This window comes from Acidobacteriota bacterium (assembly GCA_012729555.1).
Classification (GTDB): domain Bacteria; phylum Acidobacteriota; class UBA6911; order UBA6911; family UBA6911; genus UBA6911.
Genome location: JAAYCX010000059.1, coordinates 71,019 through 91,125 on the forward strand (window position 1 = coordinate 71,019; position 20,107 = coordinate 91,125).

Consider the following 20,107-nt stretch of genomic DNA (forward strand, 5'->3'; position numbering starts at 1 on the left):
GGATCCCGGCCGGGAGGAGATGCGAGCGGAAAGTCCGGCGATAAATATTTCTTGACATGATTCGATACAAGTACTATTCGTTAGTACTATGAGACCGCAAACAACGCATCTTACCGTGCCGCAACTGGAAATCATGAAGGAGGTATGGCGCCTGGAGGAGGCTACGGTGCGCGACGTCTATGAGGCACTGCGCACGAAGCGTTCGATCGCCTATACCACCGTCATGACGATGATGAAAACCATGGAGGCGCGTGGACACCTGCGCAAACGGGTGGAAGGACGCGCTTTTGTCTACCAGGCGGTGGAACCCCAAAGCAGCGCGCTCCGCCGCATCGTCGGAGACTTTCTGGACAAGGTGTTCAACGGCGCCGCCGAGCCCCTGCTCGCCCATCTCGTGCAGGAACGCAGGCTGTCGCAAAAAGACCTGGATAAGGTCGCCAGGATGATTCGCAGCAAGAACGACCCCGCGCAGTAACCGGCGGCCGCTGCCGGCAGCGTGAAGGAGGACGCCGTGGCCTTACCTGTCTGGTTACAGAACCTGATCGCATTCAGTCTGCAGCTGGCCGTGCTGGCTTCGGTCGGCACGCTGCTTCTCTACCTGTTCCGCCTGCGCGTGCCGCGCGTCGCGCTCCTGTATTGGCAGGGCCTGCTGCTCGTGTGCCTGCTGCTTCCCTGTTTGCAGCCCTGGGAGCATCCCCGGATACTTCCTGGCCCGCCCGCGCTCCTGGCCGCAGAGGTCGCCGGCGAGGCGGTGGCTGAAATCGCGACAGGCGAAGCATCGCCTCCGCCAAAGCCCATCCCATGGAAGTACGTCCCCCAGATTCTCGGAGGCGGCATCCTCCTGCGCTTTTTGTGGCTCTTCATCGGATTCCTGCGCCTGGGCCGGTTCAGGCGGAAATCCCGGGCATTTGGCGATGGTCGTCCCGCCATCGAGGACATGCAGCGGCGCACGGGAGTGCGGGCGGCGGTGCTCCTCTCCCCGGCCGTCCATGGTCCGGTGACTTTCGGGTGGCGGTCCCCCACCGTGATCCTGCCTTTATCGTTCAGAAGTCTGAGCGAACCGTGCAAACGCGCGGTTCTCTGCCATGAATTGATTCATGTGCGTCGCGGCGACTGGATCGCGATCCTGGCCGAAGAGAGCATTCGTTCGCTCCTCTGGTTCCATCCGGCCGTCTGGTGGCTGTTGGGCCGGATTCGGCTGAGCCGGGAACAGGTGGTCGATCAGGAAGTGGTGCGGTTGATGGGGGACAAACAACCTTATTTGGATTCACTGCTGGAATTCGCGCGGACGCACCGGCGTCTCCAGGCGGCTCCGGCACCGCTTTTCCTGAGCGAGCGCCATCTCGTACAACGCGTGGCGCTGCTGTTGAGGGAGGTTTCCATGAATCGGACCCGTCTTGCTTTCAGCATGATCGGAATTTCCACACTGATGCTTGCCACGCTCCATTTTGCCGCGGGATCCTTCCCCCTGACCGGCGCTCCCGCCCTTCGGCAGGAACCGATTCTCGCACAGGCGCCGGAACCGGCGTCGGAGCCAGGGCGCGCGGATTCCCCTGCGCCGGATCGTCCCCAGGTTGCGGAGTTGCAGGCCCCGCCGGTCGTCGCGACGGCGGCGGTTGCAGCCGTGGCGCAGACGCCCGGAACCGAAATCGAGGCGCCCCGCGGCAATCCCATTCGCGTCGGCGGCAATGTCCAGGAGTCGCGCCTGATCCATCGAGTCATCCCCGAATACCCGGCCCTGGCGAGGAAGACGCGCGTCACGGGTACCGTCAGGCTCGTGGTTACGATCAACGAAGAAGGGTGGGTGTGGGATATCGAGGTGGCGGAAGGGCATCCGTTGCTGGTGGACTCGGCCGTCGCTGCAGTGAGGCAATGGCAATATCATCCCACCCTGCTCAACGGCGTTCCCGTCCCCGTGATCGCGCAGGTGGACGTCACCTATAACCTGCGGAATCCCGAAGATCTTATGGTGTCCATGGCCAGGTCCGGAGACCTGAATCCAGAGCCGGACGAAATCGTGCAGACGCCGGGCACAGTGTATCTTGCTGTGGAGCAGGGAACCCCCTATGACGTGGCACAGGAAGCGGTGCGCGCTCTCATCGACAGGGGGATTCGGCGGCTGCAGTTATCGGGCGGGCCCTATTTCCTCTTTCGGGGAAAACTCTATCTTTCGGGGCCGGTGGATCGCGCGGTGAATCCCCTCTCCCGGGATGCGATCATGGACGCTTTCGGATCGGTCCTGGCGGCCGGGGAGGGGAACCCGATCAGGATCAATTACCGAATTTTCATCAATGAAGCCGGAACCGTGGACGGGATGGAGCAATTGGGCGGGGATGCCTACCCGGAATTCGAGGATGCCGTCCTGCGCGCCCGGGTCGAGCCGGCGCTGCTCAACGGCAGCCCGGTCCCCTATGCCAGGACCCTGACCCGTTACTCCGTCGCCTCCGGGGCCGGCCCGCGCTAAACCATTGCCTAATAGTGTTGTGATCCAAAGAAGGCCCCCGCGAGAGGCCGACCGGCCTTCCCGCGGGGGCCTTATTACGCCGGTATCGATGCCTCTATAATTCTCCGCAGTCAACGATCATGATCTTCGCCCGGGGGTTGCCGGAGCCGGAGCCGTAGCCTTCCATCTTTTCCACGACGTCCATCCCTTCGACCACCGATCCGAACACCACGTGCTTGCCGTCGAGCCAGGGGGTCTTCACGGTGCAGATGAAGAACTGCGAACCGTTTGTATTCGGGCCCGCGTTGGCCATGCTGAGGACGCCGGGGCCGGTGTGTTTCAGGGAGAAGTTTTCGTCCGCGAATTTCTCCCCGTAGATCGATTTCCCCCCGGTGCCGTTGTGCCGGGTGAAATCGCCCCCCTGGCACATGAATTCCGGGATGATCCGGTGGAACCCGGATCCCTTGAACCCGAATCCCTTCTCCCCGGTGCAGAGGGCCCGGAAGTTGTCGGCGGTTTTGGGAACGACGTCGGAACGTAATTCGAACACGACCCGCCCGATAGGGGCGTCATCGGCGGTGATATCCATGAAACATCTGGGAAGCTTGGGATTTTCGGCTGCGCTCATGCGAAAGACTCCAATCAAGGGGTGTTTGTAGAATCAACCAAATTCGCTTCATGATAGGGGGTTTAGGCGCAAAAATCCAGACCGGGTGGCGGGCCGGGCGCCGAATCGATCCCCGGAAATTGCCGGCGGATGCTACACTTTTCCCTAAGAAACGACCGGGGAACGACGTCTACTAGATACACGGAGGCGGAATTGCCATGATCCAGACCCGATACCGGATTGCGCTCCTGGTTTCACTCTTCATCGTCTTGAGTATGGGCTTCATGGCGGGACAGACATCACCCCAGGCGCCGGAGGCGCAAGCCGCGGAGTGGGACGGGGACTTCATGAAAGGGTGGCAAAGTCACGATCGACTGGTCAAGGAGCAGAAGTACGAAGCCGCGGCGTCGCTCGTGGAAAGGATGCTGGAAAAGGCCCGCGGCGCAAAGGACAACACCGAGTGGACCCGTTGCCTGGTCCGGGTCACCCGGTTGCGCATCGCGCTTGCCGGCCACGAGACGGCCGTCCGCTTCCTGAAAGAGCAGCCCTGGCCCGAGGACCTGGCAGGGTCCTCCATCCTGAACCTGTACTACGCGCACGCCCTGACCGACTACGCGCGCACCCATTCCTGGGAGATCAACAAGCGCGAAAAGCTCGAGACCAGCGGGGTCGCGGACCTCGAGGTGTGGACGCGGGAGCAGATCTACCAGGAGGTGGAGAAGGCGCTCGAGGCCGTGTGGCAGGTGCGCGACCGGCTCGAAAAGCCTGTCGACGAGTGGAAGGAATTCCTGACTCCCAACACCTACCCGCGCGGCGTGCGCCCGACGCTGCGCGACGCCGTGTCCTACCTGCGCGTCCACAATCTGGCCGACACCAACGGTTGGCGGCCAGACGAGCTCAACGAGATCTTCCGCCTGGACCTTGAAAGCCTGATCGCGGGGGATGCCGACGGAATCTCGCTCGTCGACCCCGCCCGGCACCCGCTCGAAAAGATCGGCGCCGTCCTGGCCGACCTGGAAAACCGGCACGCGCAGAAGGGGGAGCCGGAAGCCGCCCTGGAAGCCCGGCTGGAACGCTGCCGGCACCTGCATCGGCATTTCACGGAAGCGGAGGACCAAAAGCGCATCCAGGAGGACCTGGAACATCGGCTCGAGGGATACAGGGGGGTCCCGTGGTGGGCCGAGGGGATGGCCCAGCTGGCGGAATTCATCCGGGGCGGCAGCGAGCCCGATTCGATGAACCGCGCGCGCGAGCGCGCCATCAGGGGAAGAAGTGCTTTCCCCGATTCGCCCGGTGGAAAGCATTGCCTCGCCATCGAGCATCAGATCGAGGCGCCGGAATTCACCCTCGCCGGGATGCAGAACGACAATTTTCTCAAAAAATCGCTCCTGGTCACGCACAAGAACCTGGAGAAGGTCCATTTCAGGGCCTATGCGGTCGATCTCCTGCAGGCCGTCGAGACCTCCGACGATTACAACCTCCTCCCTTCCGGCCGTGAACTCGAAAAATGGATGACGGGAAATGCCCCGGTCCGGCAGTGGGAAACCCCCCTGCCGGCCACCCCCGATTACCGTATGCACAAGACCTTCGTGACCCCGCCGCTCGAGCGCGCCGGGACCTACCTGATCGTCGCCTCCGCCCGGCCGGACTTCGGGAAGAACGACAACAGGATCGCCGGCCTGTACCTGACCATCGGGGACCTGGTGATGGTCACGCGCCATGAAGGGACCGGAGCCGAAGTCACGGTCCTTTCCGGCGCCTCCGGCAAGGGGGTGGCGAATGCCGAGGTGATGCTTTACCAGTTCGGCTATAACCAGCGCCACCGGCGGGCGGAGACCAGGCTCACCGACGCGCGCGGCCTCGTCGAGTTCCGCACGGCGCAGCAAAACGTCCAGTATTTCCTGGTGGCCCGGAAGGGGGACCAGGTCGCCTTCGACCCGCAGCAGCTGTATACCTACCGGCAGGGCCGCCGGCCCGACACCTCTTCGACCCTGCTCTTCACGGACCGCAGCATCTATCGGCCGCTTCAGAAGATGTTCTGGAAAGCGGTGCTCTACCGCGGCGACGGAACACGGTTCGAGACCTCGCCCGGAAGCACCGTTACGGTCACGCTCAGGGATATCAACGGAGAAGAGGTCAACTCGAGAACGGTGACGATCAACGGTTTCGGGACGGCTTCCGGCGAGTTTACCATTCCGCCCGGGAGGGCGTTGGGAGAGTGGCGGATCACGAGTTCCGCCGGCGGGGAGACCCCGGTGCGGGTGGAGGAATACAAGCGGCCCACCTTCGAGGCGAAAATGCTCGACCCGGAGGAGCCGCTGCGCCTCAATCAGACCGCCCTCCTGAAAGGGGAGGCGAAATATTACTTCGGCCTCCCGGTCACCGGCGGCCAGGTCCGATGGCTGGTCCGCCGCGAGCCGGTGTTCCCCTGGTGGTGGCGCTACGGCGGGTGGGGGGCGTTCGCCTCGCCCCGCTCCCAGGTGGTGGCGAGCGGCAGCACTGCGCTCGATCAGGACGGCACCTTTTCCATCGGCTTCACCCCCGGAATCGACGAACGGCTCGGGAAAAACAGGGACGTCTCCTATCGCTACTCGGTCGAGGCGGACGTGACCGACGAAGGGGGGGAAACGCGCTCCACCGCGCGCTCCTTCCGGCTCGGTTTCGTCTCGGTCGAGGCTTCCGCCATCATGGACAAGGCCTTTTTCCTGGAGACCGACCCGGTGGGGATCACCCTCCGGCGCGCCAGTCTCGACGGGACGCCCAAAGCGGGCCAAGGGAGCTGGCGCATCGTTTCCCTGACCGGTCCGGAACGCGCGCTGCTCCCCGCGGAACAGCCGCTCTTCGTCCCCGGGGAGGTCCAGGCGAACCGCGGCTATCAGACACCGGGAGACCTGGAGCGCGAGCGCTGGAACCCCGGCTACGACACGGAAGCCGTCCTGCTCGGGTGGGCCGAGGGCGCCGTGCGGGCATCCGGAACCGTCATTCATTCCGAAAACGGGGAAGGAAAAATCTCCGCCGGCAGACTGGCGCCCGGGGCCTACCGCCTTGTCTATGCGACGGCCGACGATTTCGGCGCGAAATGCGAGCTTCGGGAGAACTTCATCGTCGCCGCCCCCTCCATGAAGCTCCCCCTCCCCGCTTTGTTCCAGGTCGAGACGCCTTCCATACGAGTCGGGGAAACGGCGCGCGTGCTGGTCCACTCCGGGCTCGACGATCAGACGGCCGTTTTCGAAATCTACCGGGATCGGAAACGCATCCGGAGGCAGGAGGTCCGCTCCGGCATCGATTCCTCGCTGGTGGAAATCCCGATCACGGAAGCGGACCGCGGGGGCCTCGCCGTCGTCATGACGATTGTCCGCGACCACCAGTTCCTCCGTTTCGAGCAATCCCTGCTCGTTCCCTGGGACAACAAGGAACTGAAAGTGGAATTCTCAACCTTCCGCGACCGGCTCCGTCCCGGGCGGCAGGAGAAATGGAGCGTCAGGGTCTCCGGTCCCGCGGGAGCGGAGGTCGCCGTGCCGGCGGCCGAACTGCTGGCGTACATGTACGACCGCAGCCTCGACGCGTTCGGGCCCCATTCGACACCCGATCCCCTGTCACTCTACCCTTACCGGGCGCGTGCCCTCCACCCGCGCGCCAATCTCGGTCAGGCGAATCAGCAATGGATCGACAGCAGGGGCTTCAGCCGGGGGCCTTTGCCGCCGACTTTTGCGGGAGACGTTCTCGAGCTCTACGACGGATACGGCATCGGCGGACCGGGCAGGAGGATGATGTCTGGCAGTTTTGCCGGCATTGCTGCAGAGCAAATTAACGTTCAGCGCGACCGGATCACCGCTAATGAGATTCGCTACAATTCCGGCATAGTCACTCCGATGGCCCTCAATCCCGAAGCGATCGGCGAATTCAAGATGGTGCTGGAACCGGTGGATGCCGAGATGGCCCGGGGAGACCGGCAGGAAAACGGAACGCCAGCCGCCGTCGAACTGCGCAGCAATTTCAGCGAGACCGCCTTCTGGGAGCCGCACCTGCTCAACGGCCCGGACGGCTCGGTCACCTTCGAATTCAAGGTCCCCGATTCCGTCACCTCCTGGAACGTCTGGGTGCACGCCATCACCCGCGACCTGCAGTCGGGCTCGGTCACGCGCGAAGCCAGGAGCGTCAAGGAACTGATGGTGCGCCCCTACCTGCCGCGCTTTCTGCGCGAGGGGGACCTGGCCGAAATCAAGGTCGTCGTCAACAACGCGTCCGACCGGGAACTGACCGGGACGCTCGCGTTCGACATCATCGACCCCGATACGGACCGGAGCCTCCTCGAACGGTTCGGGCTGGGTGAGGCCGGGGCGGGGGAAAAGCCCTTCACCGCCCCCGCGGGGGGAGGGACGAACCTCACCTTCCCGATCCGGACCCCTGCGAAGGTCGGACCGATCGCCTTCAAAGTCACCGCGACTTCGGGCGACTTCTCCGATGGCGAACTGCGGCCGCTCTCGGTCCTGCCGGGACGGGTGCACCTCGCGCAGTCGCGCTTCGCCGCGCTGCGGGAGCCGGGGGAGCGCATCCTCCGCTTCGAGGACCTGGCACGCGACGACGACCCGACGCGGATCGACGAGCGGATGGTGGTGACGCTCGACTCGCAGCTCTTCTATTCGGTCCTTTCGGCCCTTCCCTACCTCGTGAACTACCCCTACGAATGCACCGAGCAGACGCTCAACCGCTTCGTCTCGACCGGCATCCTCACCTCGCTCTACGGCCGGTACCCCGCCGTGGAAAAGATGGCGCGGGAGTTTTCCTCGCGGCAGACGCAGCTGGAGCAGTGGGACGCGGAAGATCCCAACCGGAAGATGGCGCTCGAGGAGACGCCGTGGCTCCAGGAGGCAAAGGGGGGGGAAGCCGGCCCCTCCGACCTCATCAACGTACTCGACTCGCGCATCGCGAGAGAAGAGCGCCGATCGGCGCTGGCGAAACTCGGCCAGGCGCAGACCTCGAGCGGCGGTTTCCCCTGGTTCTCCGGCGGCGCCCCGTCCCCCTACATGACGCTCTACACCCTCTACGGCCTGTCCAAGGCGCGGGAATTCGGCGTCGAGGTGCCCCGCGACATGGTGCTCGCGGCCTGGAATTACCTGCACCGGCACTATCTCGACGACGTCGTCCGCGAGATGACCAGGGACGACGCCGGCTGGGAATTGGTCACTTTCGTCAACTACGTCCTGTCGAACTATCCCGACCCTTCCTGGTATGAGAACACCTTCACTCCCGCCGACCGCAAGACGATGCTGGAGTTCGGATTCAGGCACTGGACGAGGCACAGCCCTTACCTGAAGGGGCATCTCGCCCTCACGCTCAAGCGCATGGGGCGGCCCGAGGACGCCCGCCTGGTGTGGGAGAGCGTGATCGATTCCGCCCGGACAACCGAAGACCAGGGCACCTTCTGGGCGCCCGAAGAGCGCGCCTGGCTCTGGTACAACGACACGATCGAGACCCACGCCTTCGCCCTCCGGACCGCCATGGAGCTGACCCCCGCCGACCCGAAGCTCGACGGCATGGCGCTCTGGCTTTTCCTCAACAAGAAGCTCAACCACTGGAAGTCCACCCGCGCCACGGCGGAGGTGATCTACTCGCTGGCGCACTATCTCAAAAACACCGGGCAGCTCGGCATCCGCGAGGGTGCGACCGTGACGGTGGGGGGCCGGAAGACCACCTTCCTGTTCGAACCGGACCGATACACCGGGAAGAAGAACCAGGTCGTCGTCCCCGGGGAGGAGATCGACCCCGCCGCGACCTCCCGCGTGACGGTCGAGAAGTCGGGCAAGGGGTACCTTCTGGCCTCGGCGACGTGGCACTTCTCCACCGAGCGGCTGCCGGAAGAGGAGCGGGGGGACGCCCTGCGCCTGACGCGCACCTATTTCAAGAGGGTGAACACGGGAACATCGTTCGAACTGCGGCCGCTCGGGGACGGGGCCGCGCTCTCGCCCGGCGACGAGGTGGAGGTCCATTTGTCCCTGACGAGCCGACACCCGATGGAGTACGTTCACCTGCGCGACCCGCGCGGCGCCGGGTTCGAGCCGTCGGGCAACCTGTCGCGGCACAAATGGGACCTGGGGATCGCCTGGTACGAGGAGATCCGCGATTCCGGCACGAACTTCTTCTTCGAGCGAGTGCCTCAGGGGGAGTACGCCTTCAGCTACCGGATCCGGGCGGCCACGGCCGGGACCTTCAAGGTCGCCCCGGCCACGGTGCAGCCGATGTACGCTCCCGAATTCGCGGCCTACAGCACGGGGGCTACCCTGAGAGTGTCGCCCTGAAAAGAGGATCCGGGGAAGAAATTCCGGATTTCCTCAAGGCTTCCTGAGAGCGGGCCACTCCGCGAAGGCCAGGTAAAAGAGCGCCAGCAGGTTGACGCCGGGGATGATCATCGTAAGGCTCAACCACCCGGGAAAGCCCGCTTTCGCGAATATCCTCCAATAGGGCAGGACGATGACCAGGGCTATAAAAACCAGGATGATCCATTCGGTCGCTCCGAGTCCAAACATATTCTCCCCACCTCCCTTTCCTTCGCATACCGGACCGCCGGTTCCGCCGCCGACCCGGGCGGAACCGGATTGTACCCGAAGAGGGTCGCACAGGATACCCATTTGCGAGTGGGGGCGGCCCGTGAAATGGGCGCGTCCCGGACTCTGATACCTTTTTCGGGTCCTGTCGTCTAATGGTTATGGGAGGATTCCGCCATGATACCGAGTCGACCGATGAAGCTTGCCGCCGTCCTGGCAGGATGGATAATCACCGCCGCGGCCCTGGCGTTGCCGGCCCCGCTTCATGCGCAGGACGACGCGTCGGCTTCTTCCCCCTCCGGCTTCGCCCTGGGGCGACCCCGGGTCTTTCTCGGCGGCCACCTCGGGTTGTTCGCCCCGCGGGCCGACAGCGACCTCTATGACATGATCACGCGGGAATTGACGCTGGACAAAAGCGATTTCCGCGCCGCCACCGTCGGCGGGGATTTCGGAATTCCCTTCGCCTCCCATTTCGCCGCGGTGGTTAGCCTGGGATATTCCCGCTCCACCAGCCGTTCCGAATCCCGCGATTTCATCGAGTCCAATGGGGATCCGATAACCCAGACCACCCGCTTGAGCCAGGTGCCACTGACGGTGACCTTGCGCTATTACCCCAGGAAACTGGGGGAGACGGTCGGCAGCTTTGCATGGATCCCTACCCGGCTCAACCCCTACCTGGGCGCCGGGGCCGGCATCCTCCATTATGATTTCTCGCAATATGGACGGTTTGTGGACAGAAACACCCTGGATATCTTCGACGCGGACCTGAAGTCCTCGGGCCTCACCGACACCGAACACGTGGCCGCCGGGATGGACGTGAGTCTCACCCCCCGGGTTTTCGTGAACGGCGAGGCCCGCTACAGCTGGGCCGGGGCCGATCTGTCGAGCGATTTCACCGGGTTCCAGCCAATCGACCTGGGAGGGTTCCGGTTGCTCGGGGGGGTGTATTTCCGGTTCTGAGAAGAAGGTCGTATATGAATATGGGTATTGGAGAGGCAGGCGCACATGAAAACCATCAATGATTTCGAGAAAATCCGCGGTATTTGCCTGCTCGTGCTCTGGCTGCTTCTGGTCCCCGGAATATCGGCCGCCCAGGCAGGCACACCCGCAGATCCGGATCCATCGATCATTCCATGGCTGGGCGCCTGGAGGGCGGTCGATGAACCGGCGGCATCGGACGGCTCGGCAGCGGCGGAACCGGGCGTTTTGGAGATTCGGCCCGCTGCCGCCGGCAGGGGGCTGGAGATCACGCGCGCGGGAGCCGAAAAACCGGTCAGCGAGACCATCATTCCCGATGGGAGTTCCCATACCGATGAGACCGACACCTGCACCGCAACCCGGACCTACCGATGGGAACGGCAGACCGGCCTTCTCATCGGAAATTCCGAGATCCGGTGCGGGGATTCCCCCGGTTATGCTCTTTCAAACATCAAGATGATGACGGCCCCCGGCCGGATGACGGACATCCTGGCCATAAAGGCCCCGGAACAGACGCGCGTAGCCGTGCGGCGCTTCGTCTTCGAAAAGGATCTGGCATCGGAAGCGGGAGTTTTTCCGGACCAGGCCGGATGGGCCCTGCGTTCGGCGTTGAGCGCCCCCTGGGGCCTCGAAGATGTCCTGCATCTATCCAAAACGATAGAGGCCCCCGTTCTGCAGGCCGCACTGCTCGAGAGGGATGTCGAGGTCCGGATGGACGCCGGATCGCTCAGGCGGATGAAGGCCGCCGGGGTACCGGATCCGGTCGTAGACCTCCTGGTCGCCCTCGCGCTGCCGGAAAAATTCCAGATCAGCCGGAACGGCCGGGTCGCCCTGGCGTCCCCCCCTCCGGCCGCTCGAAGCTATTCCACGGCCTATGTCTATCCGGGAGACCCCTATTACGACCCTTACGCGTATTATGTCCCTTACCGCCTCTACGGTTATCCCTGGGGATCCTACTGGAGCCACTCCCCCTTCTGGTGGGGCTATCCGCTCTACGTCTACCCGGTACCCGTCGGCGGAGGAAGCGGAGGCGGAGACACGCCCCCCCCGGCCTCGGGCGGCCGGCTTTCCGCCGAACGCGGGTACGTAAGGATCACCCCCCGTGACGGCGCCCCGAAGGCGGTCCCCCGCAACGGAGCCGCGGCGCCCTCCACGAGAACCGTGCGCGTGCCCTCTTCGGGCGGGGGGGCCGCGGTGTCCGCGCAGTCATCCAGCGGGGGGTCCGGTTCCAGCGGGAATGCGGCTCCTTCTCCGTCGGCCTCCCCGTCCGGCTATTCGGGCGGAGGGGGGGGCGGCCAGGCCGTGCCCCGAAATTAGCCCGGATCGATCCCGATCATCGAAGGCGCCGCCTGAAAATCGGCGGCCTCCCGCACCCATGCAGCCTCACCCGGGGAACTCCTGCGCATGAACGGTGTCCATGTAGATAGAAGCAACGAGACCTGAAAGTCCAGGTCCCCGCCACCTTCCGGATTTGTGGTTGAAACATCGAACTCGGAACCGACGCAGAAATCGGGGGAGGTGTCTATGTTCGAATCCATGAATCGCGAAGACCGAAGGAACCCGCTTCAAAGCCTCGCCTCTTTCCTCCTTTCGCTTTGTGTCCACGGCACCATCCTCGGGGTGATCGTGGTCTTGCCGCTGCTGTTCTCCGGCGCGCTGCAGCCCGGGGAGTCGGTGTTTTTCATCCTGGACGCTCCCGGGCCGCCGGTCCTGCCGCCGCTTCCCGCGCCGCCGGCAACCGGGAGCGCACCGCGCGGGGAAGCGGCGACCGACCGCACCATCGATTATGCGCCCGCGGCCATTCCCGGAGAGATTCTGCGCCGGTCCGTGGAGCCCCCGCGCGAGGGGGGACCGGCTCCGTTCGGATGGGAGCGCGGCATAACGGGACCGGGCATCGTCGTCCAGGAGGCCGGGGACGGGTCCGCGATCGCGGATTATGTGTCAAGCCTCAAACCGAAGGAGATGCCGCTTCCCCCACGCCCGGAAAAACCCGCCCCGATTCCCGTGGTCGGCAGCCTGCAGGCATCCAGGATCCTCTACAAGGTGAGTCCCATGTATCCGGATCTGGCACGGGCGACCCGTACCTCGGGAACGGTCGAGCTGGAAGCCGTCATCGATGAGGAGGGGAATGTCTCGGACCTCGCGGTCGTCAGCGGGCACCCTCTCCTGGTCGATGCGGCGATAGCAGCGGTGCGGCAGTGGAAATATTCCCCGACCATCCTGAACGGCGAGCCGATGCGGGTCGTAGCCCGGATCCTGGTGACCTTCCGGATTCAGTGAAAAACGGGGACGTCCGGAATTCCGGCCGTCCCCGTTCCATTACGCGGGGGACGACGAGTCTATGGGGCCGATGAAATCCACGTTCATCCGCATCATTTCCTCACGCAGCGCCTTCGTGTAGACCCCGGCCACCATCACGTGATGGATCCCCATGATCTTCTGGAGGAACACATCGGCGTCGCGGACCTCGAGTTCGACCCGGTTGGAGCAGTACCGCCGCATTTCTTCCATCCCGGCGGGCGGGTTTTCGAAGGAAGGCTGGGCGGTGTCGTCGATCCCCTCCCGCGTTCTTCCCGGCCAGGCCACGAACGTCCCGAGATCCTTGCTGAACCCGCCCAACGTCACCTCGAGGCCCGCGGGGAAGGAGACCTGGGGCGTGACGCCCCCCATCCCATGGTAGTCCCGGAGCTTGTAGGGGAGGGCCGGGGCCTCCCGCCCCAGCAACCGCAGCGGGGCGACGCAGTGGCGCAGCACGGTCCTCGATTTTTCGAGGTCCACGGAGGAGACGTTGCAGAAATAGGAGGGCTTGCGGCTGATCTCCTGGAGAACGATGGTGGTCAGCATGCCGCACACGTCCGCCTCGCACGGGAAGGCGTACCCTTCGTCACGCAACCGGGTGAAGGCCAGGCAGGGGACCGGCACCTTCCGCTTGGCGTCGAAGGAGAAGCTCAGGCAGTCGATCGAGAGCCCCGCCAGGCCCTCCCTCTCCACGATCGAGCGAAGGAGTACGTACATCCTGGAGGCTTCCAGGAGCACGTCGTCCGTGGGCTCGACGACGGCGGCCGCTTCCCTCTTCCACCGCTCCATCTCCCCCCTGGCGTCCCCCGCGCTCACGCCCCCCAGCAGGTCCGCCAGTTGCTCCACCGGCCGGTGTTCCAGGCGGACTCCCGTCCGGTTGTAAACCATCTCCGCCGTCAGGTCGCGCGACGGCACGCTCGAGGAATCGAACGGCCGGCCGTAGATGACGGCCCGCTTCCCCTCGAGCAGCCTGGGGGCGGCCAGGATTTTCATCAACTCGATGGCGTGCGCCTCCGAGTTGGCCAGGAGGGCGTTCGCGCCCTTGACCCGGAACCCCGCGGCGGCGTTCGCCTCCATCATGATCAGCTCCGGGACCGGGGGGAGCAGGATCATCGGGACGTCGATCGGGTCGAGTTCCACGGGAAGGTTCCCGGCATTCAGCATCGTACGCGGCAACCCGAAGAAGAGGATGTCCGGGTCCTCCGCCCGGATGGCCCGGGTGATTTCCTGCGGCTTCTGGTAATCGGCCCTGGCCGTGACCACGGAAAACTCGAATTCCCTTATGGCCTTCACCGACTGGATCAGCCGCTCGTAGGACTGGGGGGCGTCGCTCAGAAGGAGCAGTTTGCGCCCCTTCCCCGCGTAGGCGCGCCTGCGCATGCCTGTGGAAGGTCGGGCCATCACCTCCGGAAGGGCGGTGGCCATGCCCGCCAGGGCCGTCGTCCTGATAAAATCGCGTCTTCCCACGTGAATGCAGCCACAGTGCCCGTTCGCCATCGCTCTCTCCCTTTATGAAACCCTCTGATGTCCCAAGACGGTATACGTGTCGATCCTCTACAGCCGGGGCGCCCGGCGGCACCGGGACGTCCCGGTTATCTTACGATTCCTTGACCCGCTCTGCGGCGGCGGCGTTCCCGCCGGCGATCCGGCCGGTGCAGAGGGCCTCGGAGTTGTTCCCGCCGCCGTTGTACATCCATCCCCAGAAGGAGCCGAGTTCGCCCGCGCTGTACAGGCGCGGAATCGGCCGGCCGTCGGGATCGACCACCTCGCAGTTCGGGTTTCTCCTGGGTCCCCCCTGGGTATTGTAGGTCGCCGGGTACATCTTGACGCAGTAGAAGGGAGGCTTTTCGATCGACACGAGGCTCCGGGCCGGGCGGGCGAATTCCGGATCGAGCTTGTCGGCGCAGTACCCGTTGTACCTGGCCACGGTCGCCTCCAGTTCGGCCGGCTTGATTTCGAGCCGCTCCGCCAGGTCCGCGAGGCTCTCCCCCTTGACGATCCACCCCTTTTCGATCTCCTTGGAGTTGTCGCGGCTCGCCTGGTAGTTGCCGAACCAGCCGAACCAGCCGAACTTCCACCCCGCGCCGCCGACGACCGGGCCCCGCAGCCGCGTCGTCTCGTCGAAGATCGCGTAGCACGGAATCCGCGTGAAGTCCCCGATCACCCCGTCGAAGAAGAGGAGGTGCTCCTTGTGCCCGAACCCGTGGCGGTTGTCGCGCAGTTCGCTCATGAAGCGTCGGCCGGTCTTGTCGACGAGGATGTACCCGTTCCCCGGGATGGACGCCGGGATCAGGACGGGCTCGAACTCCGGCACCATCATGCACCCGATGCCGGCGAGAGAGTTGTTCATGTGCCAGAGCGCCGCGCCCGCCTTCTGCGCCATCCGGATCCCGTCCCCGGTGTTTCCCGGGGTCCCCCGCCCGTAGGTGGGCCATCCCGGCAGGAACTGCTTCTGCATCTCGAAGTCGAATTCGAACCCGCCGCACGCGAGGATGACGCCTTTGCGCGCCCCGATGGCGATCGGTTTTCCCGCCGCCGTCGCCCGGACTCCCAGGACCTCGCGGGTGGAGGGGGACAGGACGAGGTCCACCGCCGGCGTTTCGTACAGCACCTCGATCCCCCGCTTCTCAACCTCCCCCCGGATCGGGATCCAGAGTTTGCCGTCCCCGGCCCCGCTGTTGCTCCAGGTGCGCACGCACGCCGCGCCCGGCAGTTCCGGGTGTTCCGGCTGGAATATGCCCAGGGGCGCGGCCTTCACCCCCATCTTCGCGAGCCATTCGTTCAGCCCCATCATGGCTTCGGCCAGGGCACGGATGCTTTCCTTGTCGGTGAGCCCGTTGCTGAGCGCCTCCATGTGCTGGAGCGCCTCGGGCAGGTTCGTCGGCGTCCACCACATGTTCCCCGACACGCGGCTGTTGCCTCCCTCATGCTCCCGCGTCATCTTCTCCAGGACGAGGACCTTGGCGCCGGCGTCATGAGCCGTAATGGCGGCCGCCAGCCCCGCGAATCCCGTCCCCAGGATCACGACATCCGCCTCCCGGTCCCACCGGGGCGTCTGCCGCCCCCGGGGCTGGCCCCAGGCGTCCCACGCGCCGGCGGCGGCGACGGCCGGGGCGGCTACGGCGGCCCCTTTAAGAAATCCGCGACGATTCATCTCCCTGGTCGGTTTCCGCTCGGTCATTCTTCCCCTCCCTAAATGATGAACATCAGCCCGGGACGGCCCCCCTCTGGACTATGCTTGACTATGGCGGCATTTTACCCGAAGATCGTGGCATTGCTGAGCATATTTTCTTCATCCGGGAGGGCATGATGCCGCGCGCACTTCGCATTGCCATCGTATTATCCGTCTCCTTGCTGGCGGCGGGCCTGGTTTCGTCCTGCAAAAAAGGCGGGGACGCCTCAAGGCAGGGCACGGACGGGGCCAGGCCGAACATCCTCTTCATCCTGGCCGATGACCTGGGCTTCGGCGACCTGGGGGCGTTCGGCGGGGAGATCCCCACGCCCCGGCTGGACACCCTCGCGCGGGGGGGGATGCGGCTCACCAACTTCTACTCCGGCCTGACCTGCTCCCCCACCCGGGCCATGCTGATGTCGGGGACCGACAACCACCTGGCCGGCGTGGGAGTGATGGGGGGGCCGTCGCGGCCCGAACACAAGGACAAGCCCGGATATGTCGGCTACCTGAACTCCGACGTCGTCTCCCTGGCGGAGGTCCTCCGCGACGCCGGGTACAACACCTATATAGCGGGCAAATGGCACCTGGGCATGGAAGTGGACAACGGCCCGGTGGCCAGGGGGTTCCGGCGCTCCTTCGTCTCCCTCGACGGCGCCGCCCACCTGGGAGGCTGGGACTGGCGGGGGCCTCAGCCCGCCAACTACCGCGACGGGGAGGAACTGGTCCAGGTGGGGGACGATTTCTACAGCACCCGCGTCTACACCGAAAAGATGCTCGGGTATATCGAAGCCGACCGCGCCGAGGACAAGCCCTTTTTCGCCTACCTCGCCTACACCGCCCCGCACTGGCCGCTGCAGGCGCCGGACGAGTCGATCGCCCGGTTCAGGGGGAGATACGACAAGGGATACCAGGCCCTGTACCATGAGAGATTCGAGCGCATGAAAGAACTCGGTCTGGTGGCGCCCGACGCCGAACCGATCGGCGATGAACGGTTCGAGCCGGCGTGGGACGCCCTCAGCGCGGATGAGAGGAAGGTCGAGGCGCGCAAGATGGAAATCTACGCGGCCATGGTCAGCGACCTGGACACCTACGTCGGAAAGGTGATCGATTACCTCGAGGAGATCGGCGAACTGGACAACACCTTCATCATGTTCATGTCCGACAACGGGGCGGAATCGAGCCGGCTCGACCTGGCCCCCTTCATCGCCGATCACGTGGGGAAGGAATACGACCACAGCCTGGAAAACCTGGGGCGCGGCAACACCTACGTCATGTACGGCAGGAACTGGGCCAGCGCCTCGGCCGCCCCGCATTTCAGGCACAAGGCGACGGCGTTCGAGGGGGGCATCCACGTGCCCGCCTTCGTCCATTACCCCAAAATGGTGGCCCCGGGCTCAAGCAGCGACGGCATCGGGCACGTCATCGACGTCTACCCCACCCTGCTCGAACTCGCCGGCGCCCGGCACCCGGGAACGACCTACAAGGGAAAGGAAGTGCTGCCGGTCAGGGGCCGGTCCCTCATCCCGCTGATCACCGGAAAGGCCGAAGCGATCCGTGACGCGGACGAAATCCTGGGATGGGAATTGCACGGCCACCGCGGCGTCCGCCAGGGGGACTGGAAGCTGGTCTGGGACCAGGCCCTCCCCGAAAAGGAGAGGAGATGGCGCCTCTTCAACCTGGCCGAAGACCCCTTCGAGCAGAACGATCTCAGCGGGACCCGGCCGGAAAAATACGGCGAGATGATGGCCCACTGGGACACCTACGCCCGCGAAAACGGGGTTATCTATTAAGGCCCCGCACCCTTTAGTCCCGATCTCCCGGTAACGTGCGGACGGGTTTCCGGACCCGTCCGCCGGCCCGGTCCCGCCCCGGAGCACCCTCGAATTGCGTGGTCTCCGGTCCCGGATCTCCCCTATAATGCTGCCTGCGGAGGCTGAAAGGGGAAAGACATGGCGCGGCGGAAATCGTACGCACGGATCCTGGAACCGGGAACGATCGGCCGGATCAGGACCCGGAACCGGATCATCAAGTCGGGCGCCGGCATGCTCATGTGGCATGAAGACGACGTTCACATGCGGGAGGAGGTCCAGGCCCATTACGAGCGCTTCGCCCGCGGGGGGGTGGGGCTCGTGATCGTGGAAGCGGTCACCGTGGATTACCCCTGGGGGGCGCGCTACCGCAACCGCTACCGGATCGACGAGGACCGGTTCATCCCCGGGCTCGCCGAACTGGCCGACGTCATCCACAGGCACGATTGCCCGACCTTTCTCGCCGTAAACCACGACGGCCCCTGGCAGGTGCACTGGGGGAACGAACAGAACCCCCTCTACCCCGGCCCCCCCGTCGCCGCTTCCCCGACGTGGCTGGCCCACCCCTGCGACCACCACAACGAGCGGCCGCGCGCCCTCACGGTCCCCGAAATCGAAGGGATCGTGGAAAAGTTCGCCGCCGCCGCCCTGCGCGCGCGCAAGGCGGGGTTCGACGGAGTGGACATCAACGCCGCCAGCAGCCACCTGTTCCACAACTTCCTCTCCCCCTTCTGGAACAAGCGAGAGGACGACTACGGCGGCAGCATCCGGAACAGGGCCCGGCTGCTGACGGATACGATCCGGGCGATGAAGGACCGCGCCGGGCGCGATTTTCCCGTGTCCATCATCCTGAACGGCATCGAGATCGGTCTGGCCGTCGGCGCCGGGGCGGCCGAATGTTTTTCCCACGAGGACAGCCGCGCCGCCGCCCGCCTGGCCGAAGCCGCCGGCGCGGACGCGATCCAGGTGCGCAGCCACTGGATCGGGCGTCACGTTCCGGGATTCCTGCCCGATCTCCTTTTTTATCCGGAGCCCCCGGTTCCCCTGCGCGATTTCCCGCAGGAATACGACGCCGGCCGCAAAGGGGCCGGGGCCAACATCCGGCTGGCGTCGGGGATCAAGAGCGCCGTAAGCATTCCGGTCACGGTCGTCGGGCGGATGAGCCCCGACCTGGGCGAGGAAACCCTGCGACAGGGGCAGGCGGACTTCATCGCCATGAACCGGCGGCTGCACGCCGACCCCGAGCTCCCCAACAAGCTGGCCGACGGCAGGCCGGAAGAGATCGCGCCCTGCACCGGCTGCACCTTCTGTCTCGGGGGGCAGGGGCGCTGCCGGATCAACGGGCTGGCCGGGACCACGCACACGTCCGTCGGGCGGGCCGAGAGAAGGAAAAGGGTAGTGGTGGTCGGCGCCGGCCCGGCCGGGATGGAAGCGGCCCGGGTTTCGGCCCTGCGCGGGCACCAGGTGGTCCTGCTGGAGAAGACGCGCAAGCCGGGAGGCCTCCTCCCGCTGGCGGCCATGGTCAAGGGACCGCACCCGGAAGACCTGCCCGCCATCATCCGGTATTTCACGCATCAGCTGGCCAAACTGGGAGTGACCCTGCACCCCGGCACGGAGGCGGATGTCGCCGCGATCCGAAATCTTCGTCCCGACGTGGTCTTTCTGGCCACCGGGGGGCTGGCCGCGGTCCCGGATATCCGGGGCATCGAGCGGCCGAGCGTGGTCAGCGGCGCGGAGCTGCATCGCCGGCTGAAGTTCTTCTCCCGGTTCCTGGCGCCGGCGACGCTGCACCGACTCTCCAGGATCTACATGCCTATCGGCAGGAGGGTCGTCGTCATAGGCGGCGGGGTGCAGGGGTGCGAGCTCGCCGAATTCCTTCTCAAACGGGGCCGGACCGTCACGGTCGTGGACCGGGCGGAGGAGATGGGGGAAGGCCTCGTCATGGCGATGAAGGAACAGCTCTTCCGCTGGTTCGAGGAGAAACGGGTGCCCCTCGTCTCCGGGGCCAGGGAGTATGTCGAGATCAGCGACAAGGGACTGGTCTTCGTCGACCGGGAAGGCCGGACGGTGACGCTCGAGGCCGACACCATCATCCCCGCGCTTCCGCTCGAACCCAACCCGGCCATGCTGAAGGAACTGCAGGACTTCGTCCCCGAGGTCTATCTCATCGGGGATTGCGGCGAGCCGCAGCTGATCGTGGATGCCGTCGGCTCCGCGCTGCGCGCCGCGATGACGGTATAACAGGGATCGGAC

At 65.2% G+C, this 20,107-nt stretch carries 12 protein-coding genes; 8 read left to right on the forward strand and 4 right to left on the reverse strand.

Going from position 1 to position 20,107, the window contains the following annotated elements; genetic code table 11:
* Positions 1–88 precede the first annotated feature (88 nt).
* Both GXY47_11680 and GXY47_11685 read left to right on the forward strand, forming a co-directional pair.
* Positions 89–475, forward strand: a complete 387-nt coding sequence (locus GXY47_11680) for a BlaI/MecI/CopY family transcriptional regulator (protein NLV31799.1) — start codon at positions 89–91, stop codon at positions 473–475.
* Between the two features lie 36 nt (positions 476–511).
* The gene (locus GXY47_11685; protein ID NLV31800.1) at positions 512–2,464 is read left to right on the forward strand and encodes a TonB family protein; all 1,953 of its coding nucleotides are present in this window, start codon (positions 512–514) and stop codon (positions 2,462–2,464) included.
* Between the two features lie 94 nt (positions 2,465–2,558).
* On the opposite strand, the gene GXY47_11690 is transcribed toward GXY47_11685, so the two are convergent.
* Entirely contained in the window at positions 2,559–3,071 is a 513-nt protein-coding gene (locus tag GXY47_11690) for a peptidylprolyl isomerase (GenBank protein NLV31801.1), read from the reverse strand.
* Between the two features lie 326 nt (positions 3,072–3,397).
* Between GXY47_11690 and GXY47_11695 the strand changes: the two genes are divergently transcribed.
* Positions 3,398–9,349, forward strand: a complete 5,952-nt coding sequence (locus GXY47_11695; protein NLV31802.1) for a hypothetical protein — start codon at positions 3,398–3,400, stop codon at positions 9,347–9,349.
* A 33-nt stretch (positions 9,350–9,382) separates the two neighbouring features.
* Here the strand turns inward: GXY47_11695 and GXY47_11700 are convergent, their stop codons facing one another.
* A complete protein-coding gene (locus GXY47_11700) occupies positions 9,383–9,577 on the reverse strand; it encodes a twin-arginine translocase TatA/TatE family subunit (GenBank protein ID NLV31803.1) in 195 nt (64 codons plus the stop codon).
* Positions 9,578–9,772: 195 nt separating this feature from the next.
* Here GXY47_11700 and GXY47_11705 point away from each other — a divergent pair, with 195 nt between their 5' ends.
* From GXY47_11705 to GXY47_11715, 3 genes are all read left to right on the forward strand, one after another.
* Positions 9,773–10,555, forward strand: coding sequence for a hypothetical protein (locus tag GXY47_11705; protein NLV31804.1), 783 nt, complete (start codon positions 9,773–9,775; stop codon positions 10,553–10,555).
* 45 nt (positions 10,556–10,600) lie between these two features.
* Positions 10,601–11,890 carry a hypothetical protein gene (locus GXY47_11710; GenBank protein NLV31805.1) on the forward strand — a complete coding sequence of 430 codons (1,290 nt, stop codon included), beginning with the start codon at positions 10,601–10,603 and terminating at the stop codon, positions 11,888–11,890.
* A 207-nt stretch (positions 11,891–12,097) separates the two neighbouring features.
* The gene (locus GXY47_11715) at positions 12,098–12,853 is read left to right on the forward strand and encodes an energy transducer TonB (GenBank protein ID NLV31806.1); all 756 of its coding nucleotides are present in this window, start codon (positions 12,098–12,100) and stop codon (positions 12,851–12,853) included.
* A 39-nt stretch (positions 12,854–12,892) separates the two neighbouring features.
* Here the strand turns inward: GXY47_11715 and GXY47_11720 are convergent, their stop codons facing one another.
* Together GXY47_11720 and GXY47_11725 are read right to left on the reverse strand one after the other, a co-directional pair.
* Complete coding sequence (locus GXY47_11720; protein ID NLV31807.1) at positions 12,893–14,368, reverse strand: hypothetical protein; 1,476 nt, start codon at positions 14,366–14,368, stop codon at positions 12,893–12,895.
* Between the two features lie 100 nt (positions 14,369–14,468).
* A complete protein-coding gene (locus GXY47_11725; protein NLV31808.1) occupies positions 14,469–16,052 on the reverse strand; it encodes an FAD-binding protein in 1,584 nt (527 codons plus the stop codon).
* Positions 16,053–16,180: 128 nt separating this feature from the next.
* Here GXY47_11725 and GXY47_11730 point away from each other — a divergent pair, with 128 nt between their 5' ends.
* Both GXY47_11730 and GXY47_11735 read left to right on the forward strand, forming a co-directional pair.
* Positions 16,181–17,836 carry an arylsulfatase gene (locus GXY47_11730; protein NLV31809.1) on the forward strand — a complete coding sequence of 552 codons (1,656 nt, stop codon included), beginning with the start codon at positions 16,181–16,183 and terminating at the stop codon, positions 17,834–17,836.
* A gap of 159 nt (positions 17,837–17,995) precedes the next feature.
* Complete coding sequence (locus GXY47_11735; GenBank protein ID NLV31810.1) at positions 17,996–20,095, forward strand: FAD-dependent oxidoreductase; 2,100 nt, start codon at positions 17,996–17,998, stop codon at positions 20,093–20,095.
* Positions 20,096–20,107 lie beyond the last annotated feature (12 nt).